The following is a 23713-nucleotide window of genomic DNA, read 5'->3' as shown; positions in this document are numbered from 1 at the left end:
TAGTCATATCTTTGGAAGACAAAAAAATATAAGAGGATATCCTTTTGGGATATCCTCTTATTAAGAAAAAGAGAAGATAATTACTACATTCTATTAATTAGTATATCAGCAATATATTGAATTCTTTCTGTACCTACATCTGGTTGCTGATTTACTTCCAATAGCTCTGGTCGATCTAAATCGGAAGGATTTGGAAATGATGAATAGTTATCTACTAACCATTGACCATATGGATGAACAAAGTGACTTCCTCCAGCAAGGTAGTTTGCATAAATACCATTTGGTGATAATTTTGAAGAACAATGTGTTGCTTTAGCTTCTCTATTTTGACTTTGAGGTAATGGTGCAAAGTTTCTTAGTGTTTCCCCTTCATTACCTTGTGCGTTATTTAGTAGGCTTTGTGGTATTAAATGATCTACATGAAAATTAGCTGCAGCTCTACCAAAAGTTATTGCATAAAAGTCCGTGACTGACGCTCCATGCATAGGTAATAACATGGCGTTAAACACGCGCTTCGATTTATTTTTATCAACCTTATTAAGAGCGGACACTAACCATTGCAAATCTAGTTGTTGTTGGGTAGTTATATTAATAAAATCTCTAGAAATTTGGTCAGCTATCCCACCCAATGGATGAATAAGTGTTCCTTCAATAATTTGTTCAGCATAAATCCTAGTTCTACCTATTGTACCATTTAGTAATACTCTATAACTAGCGATTAATAGCGCTTTTAATTCAGTATCCTCAGAATTTCCTCCATTTAAAAATGAAGGTCTACTCGCACCATTATGAACTACGTTGATATAATAATATGACATAAGAATTGCATAAGGAATTGCACCACATTCTCTTATTTCTTGGAAATAACTATTTTGAGCTGGGTTTTTAAAGGTTTGAACAAAATCAAGAAAATCATCAACTTCTGTTAGTTGCAAATTACTACTCCACGATGGGAATATCCTATTGGGATTAGAATTTAATGTTTTAAGAAGAACATTAACAAACGGAAGTAAACTGGAATCAGGTTTATCATTAGTTGTAAATATTCCTGTGAAATCATTTTCAATATCGTCAATCTGTACTGCTGTCCAGCCAGATGAAGCACCTTGTTCAATAATTAAGGCTCTTAATAAATCAACAGGACCCAAGTCTACCCTTATAGTGTTTATTCCTAAAAATGTGTTCATAATTTCAATAGGACCACTAAAATTGAAATAAATATCAACCGCTACTTGCCTATTCAGAAAAGTTTGTTGAATATATTGTGCTAATCTTAGTCCGTTTCCTTGGTTTAGCATGTTTTCGATATAAGTCTCTACTTCAGCCCTAAGTCGTCTATATTGATGTGCAATTGCATTTCTAGGATGATTAGAAAACTCATTATCGTTATGTAAGTACACTGGTGAAAGAGGAAAGACCCTAGCACTTAAATTTGTAAAATGATTTGAATTAGAAGAGTGATACGGTGCATTAGCATGAAAGACTTTATTATGTAAAATAGCTAATATCATCGTACCAACCGAAAATCTTTGGAGACCATCTACTAGTATAAGATAATTATTGAATGGGAAGTTAGGAAATCGATCATTATGTGGAAATTGGGCCAAGATTACATTTCCTAACAAAATGGAAGGTGAGCTTAAAAACTCTTCAACATTATCCATTTGCCATGAAATTCCCCTCTGATATCTAGGAATTTCAATCCATTCGTGGATGCCTAAGTTTGTGATTGTAGTTGTTGTATTTCCATTATAATGTGGAATTAAAGCTTTGCTAGTTACGTACTCAAAAAAAGGTGGTACAGGACCGCTTCGTTGAATAGGCATAATATCACTCCATATGTAATTTTTAATAAAATAACTATTTATTAGTATAACACAATGAAATAAGGTTTTAGATTATTTATAATAATAAATTCTTGATTCGCATTTTCTGGAAGTTAAGTAATAAAGTTGAGATATCTTATAAGCATTCTTTTAGTGTAAAGGAAATCGCTACCTGCTTAATGAAAAGGGGAGTAAGTACGTTTTTCACATCTTGTAATTAGCTAAATAGATGCCAAGGTGTATGTGGATAGCTCTCCCGCGACCTTGACATGATAGAATTTCTCAAATGATTTGTTCATTATGTGTTTCGTAAATGTCATTAATTCTTATTCTGAGGGAGTCTAGAATATAGTCTCTTGTCATAAGTATTAAAGCATTAATTCAGGAATATTTAAATGATTTATAAATAAGCTCCAAATCTCATCTAGAATGGGTTTTGGAGGTATGTAAATAATTGTTCCATCCCGACCTCTTGTTAAAATAACTCGATATGCATTGAGTTAAATTTGTAATGGATCTTCGGCACCCCATTGATAGTGCTGCCCCTACCAAATAGATCATCATCCCAATGAACGAGCGTCATATCTAGTTCAAGTCCCTGTGTTTGGAATTCAGTTGAGCCATTATAGTTGAGCGATATACAATAGTATTGGGATTCGGGATAGTTAAAGTATTGAGCGATCTTACTAGGGCGTTCATATCGTTCATCTCTTGGTAGAACAGGGACTTCTTTTTGACGATCAGCGCCACCAGCATAGAGAAAACCAACTGTTTTTGTATCATCCTGATAAAGCTGATGAAAAGTAAGTTTGGCTTTGCCTAAATCACGTGTAATAAAAAGTTGATAATGTCCAATTGGTAGATTATGAATAAGCTGTTTTGTTTGTTCAAAATTAGCATCTAATAAAGAATTAATAATTTCATAGTATTTTAAAGCTGCATGAGCACGGAAAGATGAGTTTAAATGTAGCTGAGAATGTGTTCTATAATGTGCTGCATTTGTGAATAAGAAATTAGGATGTCTAGAAGAGTGAACAGTCACGTTTTTTCCAGCGATCGCATTATTCCAGAGGACGATACCACCTTCTTCTTCAGAATAGATCTCCTGTCCGTCACCAATTAAGCCAATTGTTACACTCCACTGTTTATTGTTTGTTGTAATATTCATTACTACTGCCTTTAATGTCAGGGAGCAGTTCATAGACACCATTGATTATTTCCTCTAGCGTCAAAGTTGGGACTTCTATTTTATTTAATCTTCGTTTAAGTATGCTTTCCAATCCATCAACGGTGGAGATGGTTACTTGGTAATCTTTTTGGAAAAACCAATGTTCACCTTCATAGTTTGTAAGGAGTAAAACATCTATGACTTGCATGGCAGCTTCTTGAAGTGTAGTAGGATATATGTATATCTTTATTATAAGGGGTAATATAACTAATTTAGAAAAAAGAGTTAATCATTTTATCTGGAGTGTTTTCCCCACATTTTCCTAATTGAAATAATGAAGTAAGGAAGGGGAGATAAATATTTTTTGTTAAGCGAAATTAACTACGGCTTACTAAATCATTATGTATACGCCTCTGTACCTACTGAATAAATACAGAGTCTTTATAAGTATGGAAAAGTTGCAGTTTCAATTGAAACTGCAACTTTTAATTCATCCTTGACATTATAGGAGAGGGGAGATGAAGTGAGCTAAGGTAATATTGTTTTAGTAAATTTGCTTTATTTTAAAATTAATTTGAACACAGGGGATAATTTACTAAATTCACTATGTTCTTCATTTCCTTCTTGGGTCATACCTGCTCGATAAGATGAAAATCCTTTATATGTTTTTCTTTTCCATTGCCATAAGCCATTACTTTGATCGAATTCACCATAGTAATGATTGTAATCAAGTTTGTTCCCAGTATTTTTATTAAAATTATTGCTAATAAAAATACGGCTATTACTCGCATAGATTTGGTTATTGGTAATCACATTATTGCGGATATCGTAATTTAATTCGATTTGGCCACTTTCTTGATCTTTTGTGTCATTTTTATAAATAATATTATTTGTAATCGTGTTATTCTCGGCATATCCTTGCTGACTGTCATACCCACCAATTGCAATGCCACTCATGATATTATTGGATATCGTATTCTCTCTAACGGTAATTTGGCTTGCACTTTTTCCTGCATGTTCGCTAGCTACTTCAATACCAAGGTCGTTTTCATAGCTTTGATTTTGCTCAATGATAATTTCTTTCCCGCCATCCACGTAAATACCATCAGCTGAATATTCATTATAACTCGTATTATTGATGGATGAATTGTGATGGACAATGTTATTACGAACAACTCCATTCCGTGCTTGATCTAAAGCAGCTACTGGAGATACGCCTTCATGTCCAATCAGAACAATTCCAATGTTGTTGTTATCATGTACCTTGTTATTGGTAACTTCAAAGGAATCTACATTCCCATTCACAGCAATTGCTTCACTCAATCCTAATTTCAAATTTGCTACTTCATTATTATCGATGACAATATGATTTAAATTATTTTGTGCACTAGATGAAGTACCGTATACAGCAATACCGTGTGCATTTCCATCCTTAACATTTGCTTCAATGTGGTGAATATAATTATTTTTAATATCGATGTAACTTCCTGTTCCAGTGATATAAATACCAATAGGGGTTTCGTTAACTTTCGTTGACTTTAAGTTACGAAATTCTAATCCTTTTACTTGAATATAGTTTTTGTCTTCTATTGTAAATAACCCATCATCTTCTAACTTGACTTTAGAACCATCAAGAATGACTTTTTCATCCTGGTAATTTTGAAAAGTAATGGGTGCTCCTGAGGCACCAGAATGATTGACACGGACTTTTTGGTTATAAACTCCGCCTCTTATGTAGATTGTACTTCCTTCTTTAGCGACGTTAGCAGCCTTTTGAATGGTAGCAAAAGGTTGATCTAATGTACCGGGATTGAGATCGTTTCCTGTTGGAGATACATAGTAATTTGTAACAGGATTTGCATTGTTATTGGATTGTGCAAAGATAGAGGTAGGGAGTGTGAAAATTAACATACTGAAAGAAAGGATAAAGATAAAAAGCGATTTTTTTAATGAGGGAAATATTGTTTGATATTTCATCATAATCCTCCTTCTTTATTAAGCATTCCTTCTCAACTATATAATTCAAACAGACGATTTATATCTTGTACTATTGAACTACCCCCACTTTCACTTCGTTTAGAAGTGAGGGATTCCTAAGTAAAGAGTTCTAACGAACTCTAATTGATTAGGCTAACCCCGCAGTCCTTGCGGTTAGAAGCCTTATCGCTTCATTCTTTAGATTGATACTTGCGTTAATATCCCTATCATGGTGTGTACAACAAGAAGGACAGTCCCATTCACGTAGGTTTAGATTTTTAACGTCTTTATTTTGATATCCACAACAAGAACATAATTGGCTGGAAGCAAATGTTTTCGATACGACAATGACTTGTTTGCCATACCATTTTGCTTTGTATTCTAACATGGATCGAAATTGTGACCAAGATACCTCACTAATTACTTTTGCTAACTTATGATTCTTTAACATATTCGATACTTGCAAATCCTCTATACCGATAACATCGTGGTTTTTGATGATTTCAGTTGAAATTTTGTCCAAGTAATCTTTTCTAGTATTTGATATGTATTCATGAATTCTAGCTACCTTTACTCGTTGTTTATTCCAGCGAGAAGATCCTTTCATTCTTCTAGAAAGCACACGCTGTGCTTTCGCCAACTTATTTTCTAATGATCGGAAAAACTTCGGATTTTCATAGTGTGTTCCATCTGACAAAATAGCGAAATCTTTTAGTCCTACATCTATTCCAATGTAAGAATCTGTTTTCGGAAGTTCTTGTACTTCTGTTTCAACTAATAGTGACACAAAATATCTACCAGAAGGGTTCCGTCTAACTGTAGCATTGACAATACGCCCCTCTACTTCGCGACTTTTGGCAACTTTATTTTGTTCCCTACAACGGCAATGTTTTCATTTGTTTGTTTTGTGGTATAAGATTGTACGTTGTTCTTCTTAGATTTAAAGTGCGGTGCGCTGTTTTGTTTTTTGAAAAAGCGTGTATACGCATCCGCAAGGTTGCGAACAGACGACTGAATCGCAATACTATCCACTTCTTTTAGCCAAACAAATTCTTTCTTCATGGCAGGAAGTTTGGCAGAGCATGTACCATATGTTAAACCTTTCCCAGTTTCTTTATATGCGTGATCCCATAGGGATAGGAAATGATTGAATACAAAGCGAGAACAACCTATCGTTTTTTTAATTAGAATTGCTTGTGCTTGATTTGGATAGATACGAAACTTATAGGCTTTATTAATTATCATTTGATTCACCTCCATTTCGGTATATGACTATTATATACCAAACGTACATTCGATTGATAGTGAAGTAACACTTTATGTATGTCGAACAATTAAGATGGCTTCTTGCCATCCCTTGTTCGAAGCCAATTCATCTCCCACCTACTCACTTCGCGTTCCTTGAGGAAGGAGTCTTCTTGGCTAAAATGATAAAAAAACCCAGTAATGTATTCTGGATTAAGAAACACCAACTCCTATGGTCTACGTATTCTATCTGAAACTAAATTTTTAATAATTCATGGTTTTTCGTATAAAATCAAATCATATATATGTGTACTTGAAGAAATACGGATATTAAAATCGGTAGACGAGGGAATGAGGGATACTGATACTAATTTTAAGGGAAGTTATTCAAAATATATTTTCTATTCAATTAAATCTTCCCTGTGTATCATGTTAACTGTTGTACTAATTGGATTGGTAAGACTAACAGATAATTATTTAAAGTGGGGGTAGTTAAATAAATCTAAAATTAACATTGTTTAATATAAGTATTCGAAAAAATTTATCAAGTTTTAATATTCAAAAAATCATTTATATAAACAAGTATGTTGTGGTAACATTTAACAAAAGGGGGTAGCGTATATGAATGTTGAAATTATTTCTAAAGAAGAAATCACAAAATTATTAAACGACTGGTATCAAGCTATAATTTCACAACGTGTATTACAGTCTAATAAAATAAAAGAAGAGATCGCAGATAAAATCAATAATATTAAGGAAGACCAAACAATATTAGTCTACTATGCTTTATTGAATGCGCGGTATAATCTGCTAATTCGTGATATGGATAGTTCAAAAGATATTTTGGATAAAATTGAGCCATTACAAGAGCCTACAGAAACATTTTTAGAGTACTATCATCATTTATTTAAAGCAATTTATGCTACTAATACAGCAAACCATAGTGAAGCAAGAATGCAATTTGAAGAAGCTGAAAAGTATTTAGAGTACATGCATGATGAAATCGAAAAAGCTGAATTTAATTATTGGCTTGCAGTTCATTACTATCACATATTGAAACCAATCCTAGCAATTCAATTTGCTACGAAGGCAAATGAAGTATTTTCAATTAGTCCAGGGTATGAATTAAAAACTGCTGCTTGTTTGAATACTTTAGGGATGGCACACACTCGCTTAAGTGATTTCGAAAGTGCAGAAGAATATTTACTTTCAGCATTGGGTACTTTCCAAAAATCTCATGACGAAAGTCTTACTAAACGTGTAAAGCACAATTTAGGACTTTTATATGCAAGTCAAAACATGTCAGAGTTAGCAATTAAGCATTTAGAGGAATCATTAGAAAACAACGCTAAAACGATGTTTCTTTTAGCAAGAGAACATTTTAAGTTAGGTCACAATCATAATGCTAATGAATATATTGAGAATGGCTATAAGATTAGTGACTTATGTTATCGTCATCATTTTCAAATTTTAAAAGCATTACATAACTATGCACCACAAGAAGAATTAGAAAAGGTGGTCATGGAAGGTATTTCGTATTTTGAAAGAGAAGAATTATATGATTGGGTAAAAGAATATGCTTATCTTTTAGGTAATATATTCTATGGTTCAGAAAATCACGAAAAAGCCAGCAAGTATTTACACATCGCTTTAGATGCAGACAAAAAGAGTATAGAAAGAAGGGCGCTAAAATGAAAAAAGCAATCTTATTAATGATGATGTTATCCGCTGTTTTTACTTTTGGTCTTACTAATGCAAAAGACGTATCACAAAATGAAACTATTGAAGTGTTTATGGATCATGGAGAGCATATTTAATTATCTAAAAAAAGAGGGAGCTGCGAGCACCCTCTTTTTTAATTATGAACATATTAATTTAGAAATAACATAAGTAGCAGTAGGAATGAAAAATATAAGGGATAATGTTCCATAGTATCAAATACAGTCTGATTTGCATTCTTAAATACCAAACCATATATTCTTTTTTACACTCAATGCTTTTAAGGGTGGAGTTGCGGCTAGAACGATTGAACCGCTTCTATTTACATCACCGACTACTGCTAACTTTGTATGCATAGGGTCTAATCCCATTTTGATGCAACTTACTGAATCGTAAAAACTTCATAGAACTACACATAAGATGATTCTATTCGTTAGGATTGAATAGTCATACACTGTGATTGCCCCCTTCATAAAAGAGCGTATGTTCTTTTATGAAGGGGGATTTTAAATATAATGTAAAAAGAATCTTTTAAATGGAAAAAATTTTTTCTTTTATATTATAATTACTAAATGTTGTTAATTATGATTTTGAAAGGAGTGAAAATAATGGTAATGTATCCAATCAGTATTACATTGTTAATATTTATAGAAGTATGTACCTGCTTTGGCATGCTGGCCTTGTTCGAAATCTTTTCTGCTAAAGCATTACAGCATTCATAGATATACTCATATAAATCTTCTCGTTCAAAGTATTCAACTCCTACAAGAACCGTAGCTTCTAATTTCTCAGCGGGTTGATGCCATTTCTAAAATAATCCCCTTGCGTTGAATTGAGAGTCGTTACAAACTATGTTTAGTAAGAACATTGAACTATATATAATTTTAATTATAATAAAAATATATATAAATATATAATTTTAACAAAATTCATTTCAAAAGGGTGGTAATTCAAATTGAATTTAGGACTAATTGTCGGTATTCTGCTAATACTTGTTTTTGTATGGGTTATAATATCAGGGATTCGTAACGGAGACGCTACTATCTCACAAATGTTTGGAAGTGTAATTTGTATTTTTGTATTAATTTGGCTAACTAAAGGTTGCGTACCTATATCAAAAGAATCGTATGAAGAACAAATTGTATCTAATGTTGAAGGCTTCCAACATGATGCTATACAATTTCAAAAAGCTATTGAAAACGCCTTTAACTACTATGAAAAGGGTAATGTAGTGTATTCGAAAGAAGAAGCAAATACTATATTAACAGATATACTTAATATTCAGGACACTGTAAAAAATCTAGAAGAATCACAAAGAGAAATCAAAAAGATGAAAATACCTGATGAATACAATTCCGCCCATACAGATTTGGAAATAGCTACGCGTTACCTTGTATTGGCAGCAAAAGCTATTAGTTTGTTTAAAGAAACAAACGACCCTGAAGCTCTAAATAAGGCACATGAGTACCTTAATCAGTACAGTGCCAATATAGAAACCGCAGTTATTGAGTTTAAAAAAGTAAATGATATAGATATTATTAAAAAATAACACATATTAAAACGATTATGTTCTCTAATTTGTGGGCGGAAAATACACACCGCTCTTTTTTTATGTTCAACATTTAAGGACATTCTATTCAATGCTCTAAGTATGTTGTTTTTGCTGATTTAATAATTTAAGAAATTTTTAAGACAATACATGTATGTGAAACTTAAAGATTAGTTGTTGTCAATCTATTAATTTGTTTCATATTCGTACAAACTGGAATATTTTTAAACGGGAGCTTTATAAAATTACTGATTGAATAGATGAGAGGGAGAGTGGTGGCACAAATTAAAGAATGGGGACTAGCAAACCCAAAACGATCTGCATATTAAATTATAATAAAGCTTACTAATATCGATACATTATAGGTTAAAGTTAATAATAAATATATCGTTTTATAATAATGTAATATTTATTGTATTTATGACATAGTTAATTAGTTTTCTAATTGTAAACAAAGAATTTCTTAACTCATAGCTTCATAGAAATTTTCTTTAGTTTATCAAATTATTATGAGAATATATAAGAATATAGGATACTCTCCCCTTAAAGTAGAATGTGTAAAAGACTGTGAGTAAACATGGATGTTACACTTCTAATTTGAGGGGATTTTATTAGGGATTATAATAAACCGGAATTTTTAATTTATTTAGATAGATTAGAATTTTTATTAACAGATGCTTTTTGAAAAATATTACAACGGATCTAATACAAGGTGAAATTCCTGGGTATTTAATCATTTTCCCCCTCCTTTTTATAAGCCTTCCTTCCCAACAATATAGTTTAAACTAACGACTTATATCTTGTATCAATAAAAAAGACCCAGGAATATATTCCGGGTCAAAGGACATCAACCACCGTGGTCTCCGTCTGCCATCATACTTTGAACGACTTTTACTACGTGACTATCTGTTTGAGATGTAATTCCCAATGTAAACATTAGAGCAGCAGCAATACTCATCACTTTAATTAGCTTTTTCATTTTAAAGCTCCTTTCGCATCGGCTTTTTTCTTAGCTTGAATTGCTTTATAGAAGTATGTACCTGCTTTGGCATGTTGGCCTTGTTCAAAAATCTTTTCTGCTAAAGCATTACAGCATTCATAGATATACTCATATAAATCTTCTCGTTCAAAGTATTCAATTCCTGCAAGAACCGTAGCTTCTAATTTCTCAGCGGGGACATTATTATTAATGTCTCTCAAAATTTTAAATCGATGTTGATATTCTTCATTGTCTAGTTCTGTACAGAGTTGTAATCCTCTTTCAAATAAAGTATTAGCAGTTTCTAGGTTTCCTAGTTTAGAGTGTTCTCTGCCCTCGATGAAAATTGCTTTATAGTGGTTAGGTTTCTTCTCAGATACTTGAGAGAGGTAGCGAATAGCTAATTCAGACATATTTTGCCCTGCATATAATAAACCTAAATTATGACGAACCATTATAGTGAATTTTTCTTCTCCAATTTTTTGGAACAGATCCATTGCTTTTACAAGATGTTCTTCCGCTAATGCCCATTCTCTTAAGTTAGTACATGCCATGCCTAAAAGGTTTTCACAGAATCCAATATTTCGTTCATAGCCTTCATGTTTAGAGAATATTTCTTTAGCTTTGTTAACATACTTAATTGATTGGAGTGATTCGTAAATATCGTAATGGAAGGCACCAATTTTATAGTAGAACTCAGCCTGCTCAATTTCATCAGATACCTCATTTAGAAGTTCTTCTGCTTTATCATAATGATCTCTTGCTATTGAATAGTTGCCTACGGTACTTGCATGAATTGCTTTAAAGAAGTGATAGTAGTAGGTTAATATATTATCATTTGGAATTTGAAAAGTTTCTACTTTGTCGAAGCAATCTTTTGAGATATTTAAATTATCTACTATGCATTTATAACGAAAATCTAATAGGGAGTAATATAAGTGCAAACTCTGATCCGAGACATCTTTCATTCTATTATCAATTTCTTCTTTTAGCTGGTGAGCGTTATCAATTCGTCTTGCACGGATTTCAATATACCAATCATTTAACATATTAGCGACTACTTCATATTCTGTGACTAAAGTATCCATTGTATCCTCCTCATTCTATTACAGTATATGTATTAATAATAACAGAATTTGGATATATTTTATCTAAAAATATAGAAAATTACAATAAATAGGATCGTTATAAGTAAATTTATGTCTAAAATTATATATTTTTAGAGATTATTGGAGTTTATATAAAAAGAAACATAAATAAGAAATATATAAGCTTCTAATTTTCTGATGGTCTTAGTATGTTAAAAACGAAGGAGGAAATTCTTGTTAAGTGGGTGGGAGATAGGGATAAGTAATGTTATTTAAGTTATGAATTTACCAAAATGAAATCGCCTTAATTCTTATTTGAAAAGTATGTAAAAAACTAGATTGAAACGTTCGGATGTAATTCAGCGCTTAGATACATTGCAAGGGAAACAGTATATGAAAATTGATAGTAACGATAGCTTATTTTTACCGATTAATTAAAGAAAAAGGGAGTTACAGTGGACTTCAGTGAGATTTTTGTAACGTTGTTTAGAGGAAATTAAAAACATTTATCATTATATATAAATTAAATGTTAAACATAAAAGTACGGTCCCTTACTTTAGTCGAAGTCATCACAAGCTGGAGAATCCATTTTAGCAGTTCGTAATAAAAAGAATTTTCAATAAAATAGATTTCTAAAGGGAAGTTTTAAAGGTGCGCTACGTGAAAGCGTAGAACACCTCTAAATGAAATATATAATTAGGAATTGATTCATCTTTATATCATTTTATACCAAGTTTATATTGTAAAATGAAAGGACTTTGTAAACTCATTTAATCTTTATACTTTGTATGTGTTCCTGGATAAATGTTAGTTAAATGCGTTTCCGTATTAGTGACAGTGACGTTAATAGTAGACAAACTCGAACCACCTTGTGAAGCATTTATTGTTAGTTTAATTGTTCCAGCATCCATAGGTGATACGGCTTGGACTAACCAAGAGTATACATGTTCACTTTTAGGTGGGAGTTCTTCTATTCTTAGTTCAAGTGAATGGTCACTGCGAATTGCATAGGGCAGTTTTAATTCAAGATCTAATTTATTTAAATTGTGATTGCTTATGTTGTTTACAACTGCGGTAATCTCAAATACTTCACCTATCTGAAGTATTCTAGGCGAGTGTATTTGACTTTTGAAGGCGCTTTGAAATTGAATCGGATGAAGTTCTACGGTTCGTTCGTCTACTCGAACCCTTAGATAAATATTTTGACCTGGTGCTATAGTTGATGGTAGTTGGAGTTTAAAAGGAACATGTAGCTTTTCCATGGGATTCAATGTTATTTTGTTTGAAATTTCGTCAAATATTTCTTCTGGAAATGCTTTATTTTCAGTACGATGACTAACTAATTCAATTCCCATACGACCGAACGTTCGATTATTTCCTTCATTGAAAAGGAAAATTGAACCAGAAATTACCCCTTCAAAATGACGTTCAATGTCTTCAAAATGGATTTGGGCTCTAAAGGGATGCCTAAGGGCATTTTGACAATCCCAATGATTTTTCCAATAAATTTCACATAATTCTCCAATCCATGGTTTTTTATTTAATGTTTGTTCGGGTTCGCTACAATTATTTCTATCGAATGTAACGTCAGGAGAATTATCTCCAGCTTCACTCCAATCCCAGTTTTCATTTGCCATTACAATGATGTCATTAAAACTTTTAGTAGCGACAGGTTTATTTGCCCCAAAATCCTTTCGGGACATTGGGGGATCATTAGGATACTGATGAGGATGAATAACCAACCACTCTGTACCATTTGGTACAGGTGTTAAAAACTCAACCCAAGTGTCAAAGGTCCAGTTTGCAGCTCCTGTCTCTATAGCAGCATCTGCTGTGACAGGATGAGATGGAATACCCACTGAACGGAGTAAGGCAGTGAGACAGCAGGCATCATCGGCACATTGGGCTTCTTTGAAGTGTTCTATTAAATCGACTACATCGTTCGTATGGTAGTCTAGGCTATATTGGAAAAGTTTATCCTCTGCATGGGTGATTAAAATTGCTGCTTTGAGAGGATCAATTTCACCTTTAGCGGCTTGGATTGCAATAGAAAAAACCCTAGAGTCATAAGGGTGTAAATTATAAAGTAGGGACCTTGTTTGATTTTTGTCAGTTCCAAACCAAACTGCAGTATCGTTGAAGGAAAAACGTGATGGGCCTCCAACGTCGTCTGGATTGAAAATAATATAAAATTTTGCTTGAGCTTCTCTATGATGACAGCCGTTTGGAGGGATAATGATGGAATATTCACCAATTGGAATCCCAGAAGGCACTGACCAACCTTGCAATGTTTGCCAATCCCAGTTTGCTGTAAAGTATCCTGGAAACAGTTCTAATGGCTTTAGTTTTGCAACTATTTCTCCAGTTGAGGATTGTATTAGGATCTTAACACTATGGTTGCAACAAGTTTGGATATTAATAACTGGCCCTTTTCCTCGACCTCTCGGGAAAACAGGTCCATCAATTTTTAACTGACCATTCTGAAAAAAGGGTTCCCCACCTAGGATTTCAATGGATGGAACTTCTAAATGCTCAACTACTGTGACACTATTGGATATAGGACTGATTGTTGATCCTATGTATTGTATGGCTGTAATTACATCACCTGCATTCAATGTAAAATTATCTCCAAGACTTAAAATCAAGTCTCCTGTTACAGCTCCACCATAACCGACAATAGAATTATTACGAAAAATGACAACATTAGAGTTAATCACTGTATTTCGAATTACGACAAACTGTGCTCCTTGGCAAATTGGACCTATGATTACTGGGGGGGTAAGCTCAGTATTAGGTTTAACAGCACCTGGTGTTTGACCCACGTGTCCACATAACTCCTGAGTTGCTGTTATAGCTGAAGTCGATTGAATCGGTGGATTCACGGGGAAGAAGTTACTTGTCCCATTTGCAGCCATCCCTGTCATAATCCGTTTGCCGTTATCAAAAATTTCAATTTGGGCACCTACTAGCAGATTGTTTAATGTGACGGTGTCGTTGCCAACGATTAATGATTGTTGGTCTACAGATGGGCTTGGTATTGGACTTGGTATTGGTAGGACCTTAACTGGATCAGACCAATCGCTTTTAATTTGTTTGGCCAGGTCATCTCCACAGGCAATTTGTTGTGCAGTAACCAACTTGTCTTTGTGTAACGGCGGTGTCACAACGCTATCCCAGGTTGTACTTGTCGGTTTAGAAGCTATTTCTGTTCCGTCCTCTGCGATGTGTATCTTGACACCTGGAACTAGATTTCCAGTAGGCACTACTACTCCACAATCATAAAGAGTTTTACCAAGCTCTGGCTTAGAGAACTGGCCATTAATTGGTTCGTAGGCGGATACAATTGCTGGGTCTTTGGAATGATTACTTGTTGTATTCCCTACAGTTTGCGTTGCGGTGATGGATTCACTTAATTTTAGTGGCCGTTTTAGATTAATTTGTCCGAATCCGAAGGAAGGTGCATCTTCACCAATAAGTTCATTTATATTCGCATATACTTTAATGATTGCATGTGGAATGAATCCATGAACATAAACAGCTTCTGCACATTCATGGATGGGATCCACAATAGGTGATGAAAGTTGATCTTCACTTCTGATTGGAAATCGATCATTGATTCTTGGTTCATTGCTCATGATGACTAACTCCTTTCGTATTCTTCAAGTTGAAGATTCATAATAATTACTATTCCTCTTAATGGGTAAATTATTTAGAAATAGCTTCTTTTTTCTTGTTGTAAGATATGGAAAGATATTCTTATCAAACTTTATTTTCAAGATAGCTACATTTAAAATGAAAAAAATTCTTTCTTCTGTAGTTTTGAAATAAAGTCACGATGAAATAAGTTATCACCCATTTTATATCAAGGTTTATTTCAGACCTATAGATTTGAATTAGTAAGTTGATACTTTTTGATATGAACTGATTCATAAGAATCCTATATTGGGTATCTTTTGTTTGTCGAGCTTTTCTTATCGGTGATATTAACTTATTAAAAATGTACTTTAGTACAGAGATTGAATCTTGCTATTTTAAAGTTCCATTTGCATCTACTTTGTTATTTTGTTGTGTTAGTGCTCTGTTAACATCCGTGGTTTTAATAGGTAGTTCTTTCTCTATTTCGATATGCTGCACTTTTTCTTCTTTTAATAATGTAAGTAATCTTATCCTAAAATGTTAGGCTTACATACTGACATATAATTTGATGGTGCACCGCAATTTTAGCGGCTAAATCTAGGAACAAATTATTTCATAAAGATAACATTTTACTCATTAAAAGAATGCTGTTTTACAGTATTATATACCCCTGAAGAGGGGCATATTCAAAACTCTCCAGAGGGATGACTTATAATTTAACACTTGTGCTTATTTCTAATTCGTAATATAGGTATGTCTACCTTGGCTAATATATAAGAGATGAAGATATTGTTTGATAAAAGGGGTAGCTGTTAAATGGCTCTCTTTTTTTTGCGTACTCCCTCAATAAAAGAGAGTTTAAAGATTAACGATATATGAGTAATTTATAAGTTGTTTTTATTTTGCGATGCTTCAGTACCTATCATATATTTCTTTTACTTATTTTGACAAAGTATATTAAGGGTTATAAAATATTAATATATGTATATTCGAAAAAATCTAACTTTTTAAAAGGCGCTTTTATACTAAGAGAGGTGAGCATAATGGCAAGTGTTGATGAAGTAATTTATCGTACTGAGTTGGAGGAAATCACCATTAACGTAAATTTAATTACAACTCAAGAATACGAGGATAAGTATCGAGGTTTTTTGTTTTGTACTACTGAAGGATGCGATGCAAAAATGAGTTATGTATATGATAGTTTGCTAAATCGTGGATACTTTAGAAATTGGAGATTCCAAAAACATTCTCCTGAATGTGACCACCATACTGATAATGTAAAAGGAAAGACAGGGACATACAAAGAAGGAGAAGTTTTCGGGATTTTAACTAGGAAACAAAAAAATGCTTCACTAGACAGAGCTTTCGATTTACTAATGATGACTGAAGAAGAAAAAAGAAGAAAAAGAGAAGAAAGAAGAAATAGTTCGAAAAAAGAAAGAGTCACAAATACTTCGCCTAAACCAGATACGTCTATTGTTTTAGACTTAAGTGATGAGGGAAATGCTTCAAAAGTTGATGATTCTGTAAAACCTAGGCTAGGAAGTAGTAAGATGGCTGATAGAATAAAAGATACCGATATAATGAAAACAAAAACAGTATATGGTTTTTTGGAATCAGTGAGTTATGAAAAGAAGCAAGCTACGATAACTATTGAAAATAACAATGTTTTAGTAGATTTCAAATTTGAAGAAGCTTTTACAGCAAACAGTCCTGATGCAATAGGATATTTTCATCATATACAAAGGTATCTGAAAGAATACAAAAATGTACCATTTGCAGCATTGGGACAAATAAGAAAAAATAGGAATACAGAAAGGTTTGAAGTAGTGGTATATGATAGTGAAAGTCTTAAAATAAATCGGATGACATTGCTTTCTTTAGCAGCTTTCTATGCCACAGATGGACTATCGTAAGTTAATTATAGGTTATAATCTTCAGGAGGGAATGCTTATATAAAGTATTCTCTTTTTTCTGGTGAAGGAATAGACAATTAGATAATTAATTTATAGTATTGTGAAACTATAAAATGATATAATGAATAAAAGGTGTGGAATGATATAAAAGCATATGTTTTATGGGGGGAAGATGATTGAAAGAAGGTCAGCGAGAAGTTAAAAGTGTATGGTCTATAGCAGGTATAGTAACTATTATACTTGCCGTATTAAATCCCTTTGTTATAATGTTAGTTTCAAACACAGGATTTACTGTAAAGCAAATTGATTCATTAGGTACCATAGGAGATTTCTTTGGGGGAACAACAGTAGGGTTGCTTTCTTTAGCAAGCATATTTTTTGTAATACATACGATCGCTATTCAAAGGGAAGAACTTAAATTAACACGTGAAGAATTTGAAACAGGAAATACTACAGCAAAAGTTCAACAAATAGACAATGCCTTTTTTAATATGCTTTCCTTACATCATCAAATTGTAAATAATATTAAAATAGATGACTATTATGATAAAAAAACTTTTACTGGTCGAGAAGCCATAGCTATGCTAACAAATATTTGCAAACAGAACATTGCAAAACATAACTATTTTTTACAGCAGAAGTCTTCACGTTTTAGTCATTGGAAACATGTTGATGAATTTGATGAAATATATTTAAATAAGCTCTTTGCTTGTGATGCCATTCTTAAACAAGAGGATCTAGACGAGGTTTATAAAGACTTTCATGACGAATATGGAAATGATATTGGACATTACATGAGAAACAACTATAGGATAGTAAAATTTATAGTAAATAATGTAGTTGATGATGAGCATGAACAGAAAAAAGTTAAAGAGAAGACGGGACGTGAACCAATAATAGGTGATAGAAGATATTACTTTGGTATGTTACGTGCCCAATGGTCGAATGCCGAATTTGAACTAATTCTTATTAATTCGCTGTATGAGAAAAATCATAAGTTTAAAAATCTGATATTGAAGTATGATGTTTTAGATATCGAGGATAAGGAAAATAACATAAATCCCGAAATATTTAAATTTAAAGAAAGCATGGACAAGTTTAAAGCATATAAAAGTTTAATTGAAGTCATTAAATCAACCTGTTAGTCACCGAGCAAAATTGTTCGGTGTTTTTTTATTTTTAAAAAAATAATATGTAGTCACGGTAGTGCTTGGAATTTTTATTAGAATACGATTTTACCAACTTTAATAAATTGTTCAATTCCATGATTTACGTCATACGCATGAGACTATATTATTGGCTAAAGGTGTGAAAGTGATTTCCGAACGGTTAGGGCATAGTAATATCAAAATCACATTAGACACTTATTCACATGTATTGCCAACCATGTAAGAAGATGCAGTTAATAAAATAGAAGAGATTTTGTAGGTAATGTGACCAATTCTATGACCAGTGGCTCTATAGAGCATGAAAGTAAACAAATAAAAAACACATCAAACGTTAATGTGACACGGTTTCTACAATTATGCCCCCGGAGAGGCTCGAACTCAAGACCGCCACCCTGTCAAAGTAGATAATCTTTTATGATTATAACAGATGATGGATGATAAACGTTGGTGTAGCAGTGCTTCATCGAATTAGTAAAGGCTTGAATAAGTTTGAGGTTGATATAAAATTGCAGCGTTCTGCCCCATTTCTGCCCCAAATCATAATGTGTCAAGAATAGTAGCACTAATACATTACAGTAGATATTTAATATGAAGAGAAAAAGGAAAATAAAAAGGTAGTAAAGTAAATAAGGCTTCTCAGTTATTTGCACCTGTTCTATAATTTGATTAATAATTTTAACTTATGAGTAATGTATTTCGTTTTAATATAGCTCTTAAGGGTGTTATGGCAGTAACAAAACTGATTTGTAATGTCATTTTTCGGTGGAGCATATAGAAAAAGAGAGTATACATCTGTATATGAATACTCTCTTTTTGTTTTCTATAATTTTGTAGAGCCTCGATTAATAGGGGCAAATCTAAGGTAGTGATTTTTTCAGTATAAAGTAGTTGCTTTAAATACTTTTTCTAATCCTTAATAATAGAATGATATTGTTTGCTATTTTATTTCTTCAAAATCAGGCTCGATGTCGAACATTTTTCTATGGTTTGTATTAGTCCACTGAAGGAATTCAATATTTAAATTGTTAGGTTCAACGTCTCCTATATATTCCTTTAAAGAAAATGTCTCTTCAATTAATTCTTTTTCAGTATTGATTGGGATAATAAAGATAATACTTTCTTCAACTTTAATGGTATCTGTAGCATAGTATTGGAACTTTTCATTCCTATCGTCATAACCTTGGTTAAATAAATAAACATCTACATCTGCATCAACTTCAATATCTAATGCAACAGTTAATTCTCCACCATAGAGTTCAATTTCAGCAACTTGTACGTTAAGGATATCTGAGGATACATTAGGATCAATATATCCTGCCATAAAGTAATCATCATGTATATCATCTGGTTGTTTATTTGAGATGAAATTTTGTGTTTCTGATAAAATTTGTTCTTTAAAATACTTATCAATCAGTTCTTCTGCGAATCCATTATTAAGTTCTTCTTCAATTTTTTCAGATAATTCTTCAGACAAAATAAGTTCATTTATATCTTTAAATAATTCCTTTACTTTTTCATCATTGTGGGTAAGGAAACCTTGTGTAGTTTTATATGGAATTATAGAAAGATCAGTATTAAGTTCTGGATGGAGATTATAAGGTTCGTTATTTGGAATGTCTTTTGCATTTTCATCGCCAAATTCATTTGTGTTATTGGAGAGAAAATAACAATTATCCAAGTTGTTATTTTTAATATAAACTTGGTATGAGTACCAAATAATTGCATCCCGAATTTCTTTCTTCTTATAAGGAATCATTTCACCGCTTTTGTTCTGTACTTCATTTTTTTTAATGAAAGGGCTTTTTTCATACATATCTATTTCAACGACAAATTCTAATACATCTTTATCAAAATCAATTATTTTAAGTTTTGCTTCCTCTTGAAGTTGTAGGTATTGATTCTCGAAGTCTTGTAATAAATCTTCAAGTTTGATGTCAATAGTAAAGTTCTGCTTATCTTCAATTAAGTATCGGCTTATTTTATTATGAATTTTATTAGCAGCTTTTAGTTGTTCTTCAAGGAAAACTTTATGGCCTCTTAGAACCTCCATATATACAGCTTTACTAATGAATAATGTAACATCTTCATGTTTTGCTAATCTGTTCAGAACGTTATTGAAACCTTTCGTTAGAAAAGGGTCTCTATAAATGATATTTGAATCAATGAATATGTTCATAATGCACCTCGATTTTTAATAGTTGTTTTATTTTGAAATTATATAGAACAAAAAATTACTATGTATCATTATCCATTATATCATCTCATAATACTGATTAACTTGTTATATTTGATTGCAGAAAAAGAACTATTAGAATTATAAAAGAAAAATTAATATGTAATACTTTTTTACATAATAAAAGAGTGCAATATACATTGCACTCTAATTTACTTTTGCTGGTTCTATGGAAGTAATTAAAGATTCTAATTTACTTGATGCTCCTTTGTCTGCCGATTGAAGTGAGTGGGTATAAATATCAATAGTTGTATTAATTCTTGAATGGCCCAAACGGCTGGAAATAAACTTCATGTTTTCTCCTGCTTCTAATAGAAGGGTAGCAGATGTATGGCGTAAACCATGAAAGTTAACATGTCTTAGTTCATGGCTTCTCGTAAATTTGTGCCACTTCTTTGTAATATGGCTTGGATATAAGGGTTTACCATGCCAAGAAGAAAATACAAAGAAATATTCACCAGCTTCCCATAGATCACCGCAAGATAACCGTTTTTCGTTACAATCATTTTTATATCTTTTCAGCTTTTCAACGAGAGAGGTAGGTATAGAGATCGTACGCTTTGACGTTCTCGTTTTCGGCTCTTTTATATAGTATTGACTATTTGCATATGATACTGATTGGCGTACAGTTACAGTGCCATCCTCAAGATTAATATCTTTCCATTCCAATCCTAATAATTCACCACGTCTAAATCCTGTCATAATGGCTAACTGGAATAGAATTTGATACATTGTTTCTTCTTGTTCCAAAAGGCTCATAATTTGTCTTGTTTCTTCTAAGTCATAAGGCTCTTTTGTTTGATAATTGTCTTTTAGCTTTGTAAGCTTTTCAGCAGGGTTTTTTCTTATTAACTGCCACTCATGAGCACGTTTAAAAATATTTTTAATGACACGTATTACATAATTAATAGTAGCGGGGGATAAAGGACCTTCTTTACCATCCTTACGAGTATCGTTTTTAAGGTGATCTGCAAGAGTGATTAAGTGCATAGGTTTTATATCTTCTAATTTCATATTCCCAAGAGAAGGTAAGATACGTAGCTTTAAATGACTGCAATACGTTTCATATGTTTGAGGAGAAAGGTTATTGATAGCATATTTCTTCTTCCATTCCTCAACAAAATCTTTGAATAACATCTTTTGCGGCTTTATATATTCACCTGCTTCTATTTCAGCAATAAACAAAGCAAGTTCTTTTTCTGCTTCCCGCTTATTCTTTGAAGATGCTATTCTCGAACGTCTGATAGGATTGCCCTTTTCGTTATATCCTACTGTTACACGTATACGCCAGTTAGTACCATGCTTTTCGAGAGAGCCTTTCATAAGTAAACCTCCTTTATTAATTATGGAATTATTTCTTTGCCTGTTCTTGCTCTTTCTTTCGTTGTCGTTTTAAACGTTGGTTATAGGTGTTTTCACATGTACTTCTTTTTCGTCCTGGTAATGGTGAGCAAAATTTTTGGCTACCATGTGCAGGCTCAAATAAATGACCACAGTTTTCGCAGTGTTTTAATTCTTTATTTTGTAATATGGCTTCAGATAATTGATAGTTTGCGACATCAAACAGGTCATTAAAAAGTAGTTCTTTTTTTATTTGGCCATTTACTATGGAAAAATTATCGTATCCTTTAGACCATCTATTTATTTTGTTTACATAAACCTCTTTTACCTTCTCTTCTGTAGAGATATTTGAGAATGTGTTATTGCTGTTTCTAAATTTATATGTGTCTGTATTTGTGATGCTTTCAATTTTGTCCTCTATATCATAGAGATCTTCGGAAAGTAATAATTCAATTAGTTTATTAATTGTATAGTTATTTTTTTCTATATTTGCTGATTCAAGTACTTTTTGGTGGTACCAATCTTGTTCATAAATAGCTTCAAAAAAACCATTCTCTTGTTTTAAAAATCCCCAGGTTTTGGTGCGACTTTGTATTAAATTTATCCCTAAATATAATTCTGTAAAGTTTAATGCAAGATTTAAAATATGGTTTTTATCAGTAATTAAATGTGAACCGTTGCTAGTTGTAGGTATACCAAATTCGTTTACAAACTTTAAAATAGATTTTTTGTCATCGACATCAATTTTTGCAATTTCTGCATAAATAACTTGTTCATCTGAAATAGGATTGAACGTTCTGTATGTTCCCTCTTTATAATCAGTTAGCGCTTTTTTTGTAGGAAGCACAACATCGTTTTTAATTTCATAATCAGAAAGAACTATAAAGTTAGTAGGAAATGAAATAATTTCATTCATATATATACACCTTTCTTGTACCGCGTAAATTTCGGGATATAAGTTGTAGACATATAAAGTATATCAAATTAAAATGAAAGTACAACAACTACAACATTAAATCTTGAAAATAAGAGGTACATGTGAAGGGGTGAAAAAGATTGTTTAAACGTAATGAAGATATAAGACAAATCAAGGGGAAAATACCAACATGGATTATAGCAGAACGATTAGGGATTCATGAAAATACTTTTTATCATTGGATGAGAAAGGAAATGAAACCTGAACGTAAGCAAGAAGTTATTGCAGTAATTGAAGAAATTAAAAAGGAGGTGAGTTAATGGAACGCTCTACACTTACAGCAAAAGAAGCAGCTATATATTTAGGTGTATCTTTAGACTTAGTTTACAAAGAAAGTATTTATGGTTCGCTACCATGTATTCGTATAGGTAGAAGAAAACTATTTCGAAAAGAAACACTGGACCGCTGGATGACAAAGAAAGAATTACAGTGTTTAGATGGACAAGCTACAAATCTATGAAAGGGAGAATAAATATGAATAACAAACAAAATACATTAACCGAACGGGAGCATAAGGTTTTATCACTTATTAGTTATGGAAAGGAAAATGCTCGAACCGTTAAGGATATTATTGCAGCGATTGGAGGAACTGATGAAGAGGTTAGGGCCACAGTAAGAAGATTAATTGAAAAGCATGGTTACCTAATAGGTTCAAGAAATTGTATTGGCAGAAGTGGATATTATCGTCCAGAGACAGCGGAAGAAAAGAAAGAAGCTATAAGCAAATTGGAGAAAAGGGCAGCTGAAATATTAAAGCGTGCTAATATCATGCGTAATTTACCGTTGGTTAAATAAATTAATATGAAAAGAGTGATAGAAATAAAAAATCCATACGAAAGCGCCAACTCTCATATGGACAACAAAAAATATTAAAATCAAATAGATTTTAT

General features: G+C 32.4%; 16 protein-coding genes and 4 pseudogenes. 9 read left to right on the top strand and 11 right to left on the bottom strand.

Annotation, left to right across the window (positions count from 1 at the left end; all coding sequences use genetic code 11):
• Window positions 1-83: 83 nt before the first annotated feature.
• From DN407_RS29605 to tnpB, 4 genes and pseudogenes are all read right to left on the bottom strand, one after another.
• Window positions 84-1826 carry a DUF262 domain-containing protein gene (locus DN407_RS29605; RefSeq protein WP_149217053.1) on the bottom strand — a complete coding sequence of 581 codons (1743 nt, stop codon included), beginning with the start codon at window positions 1824-1826 and terminating at the stop codon, window positions 84-86.
• Window positions 1827-2194: 368 nt separating this feature from the next.
• A pseudogene (locus tag DN407_RS29600) lies at window positions 2195-3229 on the bottom strand (DNA/RNA helicase domain-containing protein); the annotation flags it as partial.
• A 323-nt stretch (window positions 3230-3552) separates the two neighbouring features.
• Window positions 3553-4971 (bottom strand): right-handed parallel beta-helix repeat-containing protein, encoded by a 1419-nt coding sequence (locus tag DN407_RS29595; RefSeq protein ID WP_149217052.1) that lies wholly within the window; start codon window positions 4969-4971, stop codon window positions 3553-3555.
• 148 nt (window positions 4972-5119) lie between these two features.
• Window positions 5120-6216, bottom strand: a pseudogene (gene tnpB / locus DN407_RS29590) (IS200/IS605 family element RNA-guided endonuclease TnpB).
• Between the two features lie 621 nt (window positions 6217-6837).
• On the opposite strand from tnpB, the gene DN407_RS29580 reads away from it, so the two are divergent.
• Window positions 6838-7911, top strand: coding sequence for a Rap family tetratricopeptide repeat protein (locus tag DN407_RS29580; RefSeq protein WP_086389387.1), 1074 nt, complete (start codon window positions 6838-6840; stop codon window positions 7909-7911).
• Window positions 7908-8033 (top strand): aspartate phosphatase, encoded by a 126-nt coding sequence (locus DN407_RS29575; protein ID WP_149217051.1) that lies wholly within the window; start codon window positions 7908-7910, stop codon window positions 8031-8033. The genes DN407_RS29580 and DN407_RS29575 overlap by 4 nt, the downstream gene beginning before the upstream one ends.
• Window positions 8034-8195: 162 nt before the next feature.
• On the opposite strand, the pseudogene DN407_RS29570 reads toward DN407_RS29575, so the two are convergent.
• A pseudogene (locus DN407_RS29570) lies at window positions 8196-8390 on the bottom strand (Y-family DNA polymerase); the annotation flags it as partial.
• A gap of 500 nt (window positions 8391-8890) precedes the next feature.
• On the opposite strand from DN407_RS29570, the gene DN407_RS29560 reads away from it, so the two are divergent.
• Window positions 8891-9484, top strand: a complete 594-nt coding sequence (locus DN407_RS29560; RefSeq protein ID WP_149217050.1) for a hypothetical protein — start codon at window positions 8891-8893, stop codon at window positions 9482-9484.
• Between the two features lie 847 nt (window positions 9485-10331).
• On the opposite strand, the gene DN407_RS32480 is transcribed toward DN407_RS29560, so the two are convergent.
• From DN407_RS32480 to DN407_RS29550, 3 genes are all read right to left on the bottom strand, one after another.
• Window positions 10332-10463, bottom strand: a complete 132-nt coding sequence (locus tag DN407_RS32480; RefSeq protein ID WP_255446534.1) for a hypothetical protein — start codon at window positions 10461-10463, stop codon at window positions 10332-10334.
• Entirely contained in the window at window positions 10460-11551 is a 1092-nt protein-coding gene (locus tag DN407_RS29555; protein WP_149217049.1) for a response regulator aspartate phosphatase, read from the bottom strand. The genes DN407_RS32480 and DN407_RS29555 overlap by 4 nt, the downstream gene beginning before the upstream one ends.
• 771 nt (window positions 11552-12322) lie before the next feature.
• The gene (locus DN407_RS29550; RefSeq protein WP_149217048.1) at window positions 12323-15187 is read right to left on the bottom strand and encodes a transglutaminase-like domain-containing protein; all 2865 of its coding nucleotides are present in this window, start codon (window positions 15185-15187) and stop codon (window positions 12323-12325) included.
• Window positions 15188-16231: 1044 nt separating this feature from the next.
• On the opposite strand from DN407_RS29550, the gene DN407_RS29545 reads away from it, so the two are divergent.
• The 3 genes and pseudogenes from DN407_RS29545 to DN407_RS29535 all read left to right on the top strand — a co-directional run.
• Window positions 16232-17104 carry a hypothetical protein gene (locus DN407_RS29545; protein WP_149217047.1) on the top strand — a complete coding sequence of 291 codons (873 nt, stop codon included), beginning with the start codon at window positions 16232-16234 and terminating at the stop codon, window positions 17102-17104.
• 176 nt (window positions 17105-17280) lie between these two features.
• Window positions 17281-18249: a putative phage abortive infection protein gene (locus DN407_RS29540; RefSeq protein ID WP_149217046.1), complete on the top strand. Its 969-nt coding sequence runs from the start codon at window positions 17281-17283 to the stop codon at window positions 18247-18249.
• A gap of 109 nt (window positions 18250-18358) precedes the next feature.
• A pseudogene (locus tag DN407_RS29535) lies at window positions 18359-18496 on the top strand (tyrosine-type recombinase/integrase); the annotation flags it as partial.
• 714 nt (window positions 18497-19210) lie between these two features.
• Here the strand turns inward: DN407_RS29535 and DN407_RS29530 are convergent.
• The 3 genes from DN407_RS29530 to DN407_RS29520 form a co-directional block, all read right to left on the bottom strand.
• Window positions 19211-20449: a PIN domain-containing protein gene (locus DN407_RS29530; RefSeq protein ID WP_149217045.1), complete on the bottom strand. Its 1239-nt coding sequence runs from the start codon at window positions 20447-20449 to the stop codon at window positions 19211-19213.
• Window positions 20450-20653: 204 nt separating this feature from the next.
• Window positions 20654-21829, bottom strand: coding sequence for a tyrosine-type recombinase/integrase (locus DN407_RS29525; RefSeq protein WP_149217044.1), 1176 nt, complete (start codon window positions 21827-21829; stop codon window positions 20654-20656).
• A gap of 28 nt (window positions 21830-21857) precedes the next feature.
• On the bottom strand, window positions 21858-22763 hold the full coding sequence (locus tag DN407_RS29520; RefSeq protein WP_149217043.1) for a DUF6076 domain-containing protein: 906 nt from the start codon (window positions 22761-22763) through the stop codon (window positions 21858-21860).
• 140 nt (window positions 22764-22903) lie between these two features.
• On the opposite strand from DN407_RS29520, the gene DN407_RS29515 reads away from it, so the two are divergent.
• The 3 genes from DN407_RS29515 to DN407_RS29505 are packed head-to-tail and all read left to right on the top strand — an operon-like array spanning window position 22904 to window position 23618.
• Entirely contained in the window at window positions 22904-23083 is a 180-nt protein-coding gene (locus tag DN407_RS29515) for a hypothetical protein (RefSeq protein ID WP_149217042.1), read from the top strand.
• Window positions 23083-23283, top strand: a complete 201-nt coding sequence (locus tag DN407_RS29510; RefSeq protein ID WP_149217041.1) for an excisionase family DNA-binding protein — start codon at window positions 23083-23085, stop codon at window positions 23281-23283. The genes DN407_RS29515 and DN407_RS29510 overlap by 1 nt, the downstream gene beginning before the upstream one ends.
• A 14-nt stretch (window positions 23284-23297) precedes the next feature.
• Complete coding sequence (locus DN407_RS29505; protein ID WP_255446533.1) at window positions 23298-23618, top strand: hypothetical protein; 321 nt, start codon at window positions 23298-23300, stop codon at window positions 23616-23618.
• Window positions 23619-23713 lie beyond the last annotated feature (95 nt).

The sequence above is a fragment of the Bacillus sp. JAS24-2 genome (assembly GCF_008274905.1).
Classification (GTDB): domain Bacteria; phylum Bacillota; class Bacilli; order Bacillales; family Bacillaceae_G; genus Bacillus_A; species Bacillus_A cereus.
This window is presented reverse-complemented; position numbering and strand designations above follow the sequence as displayed.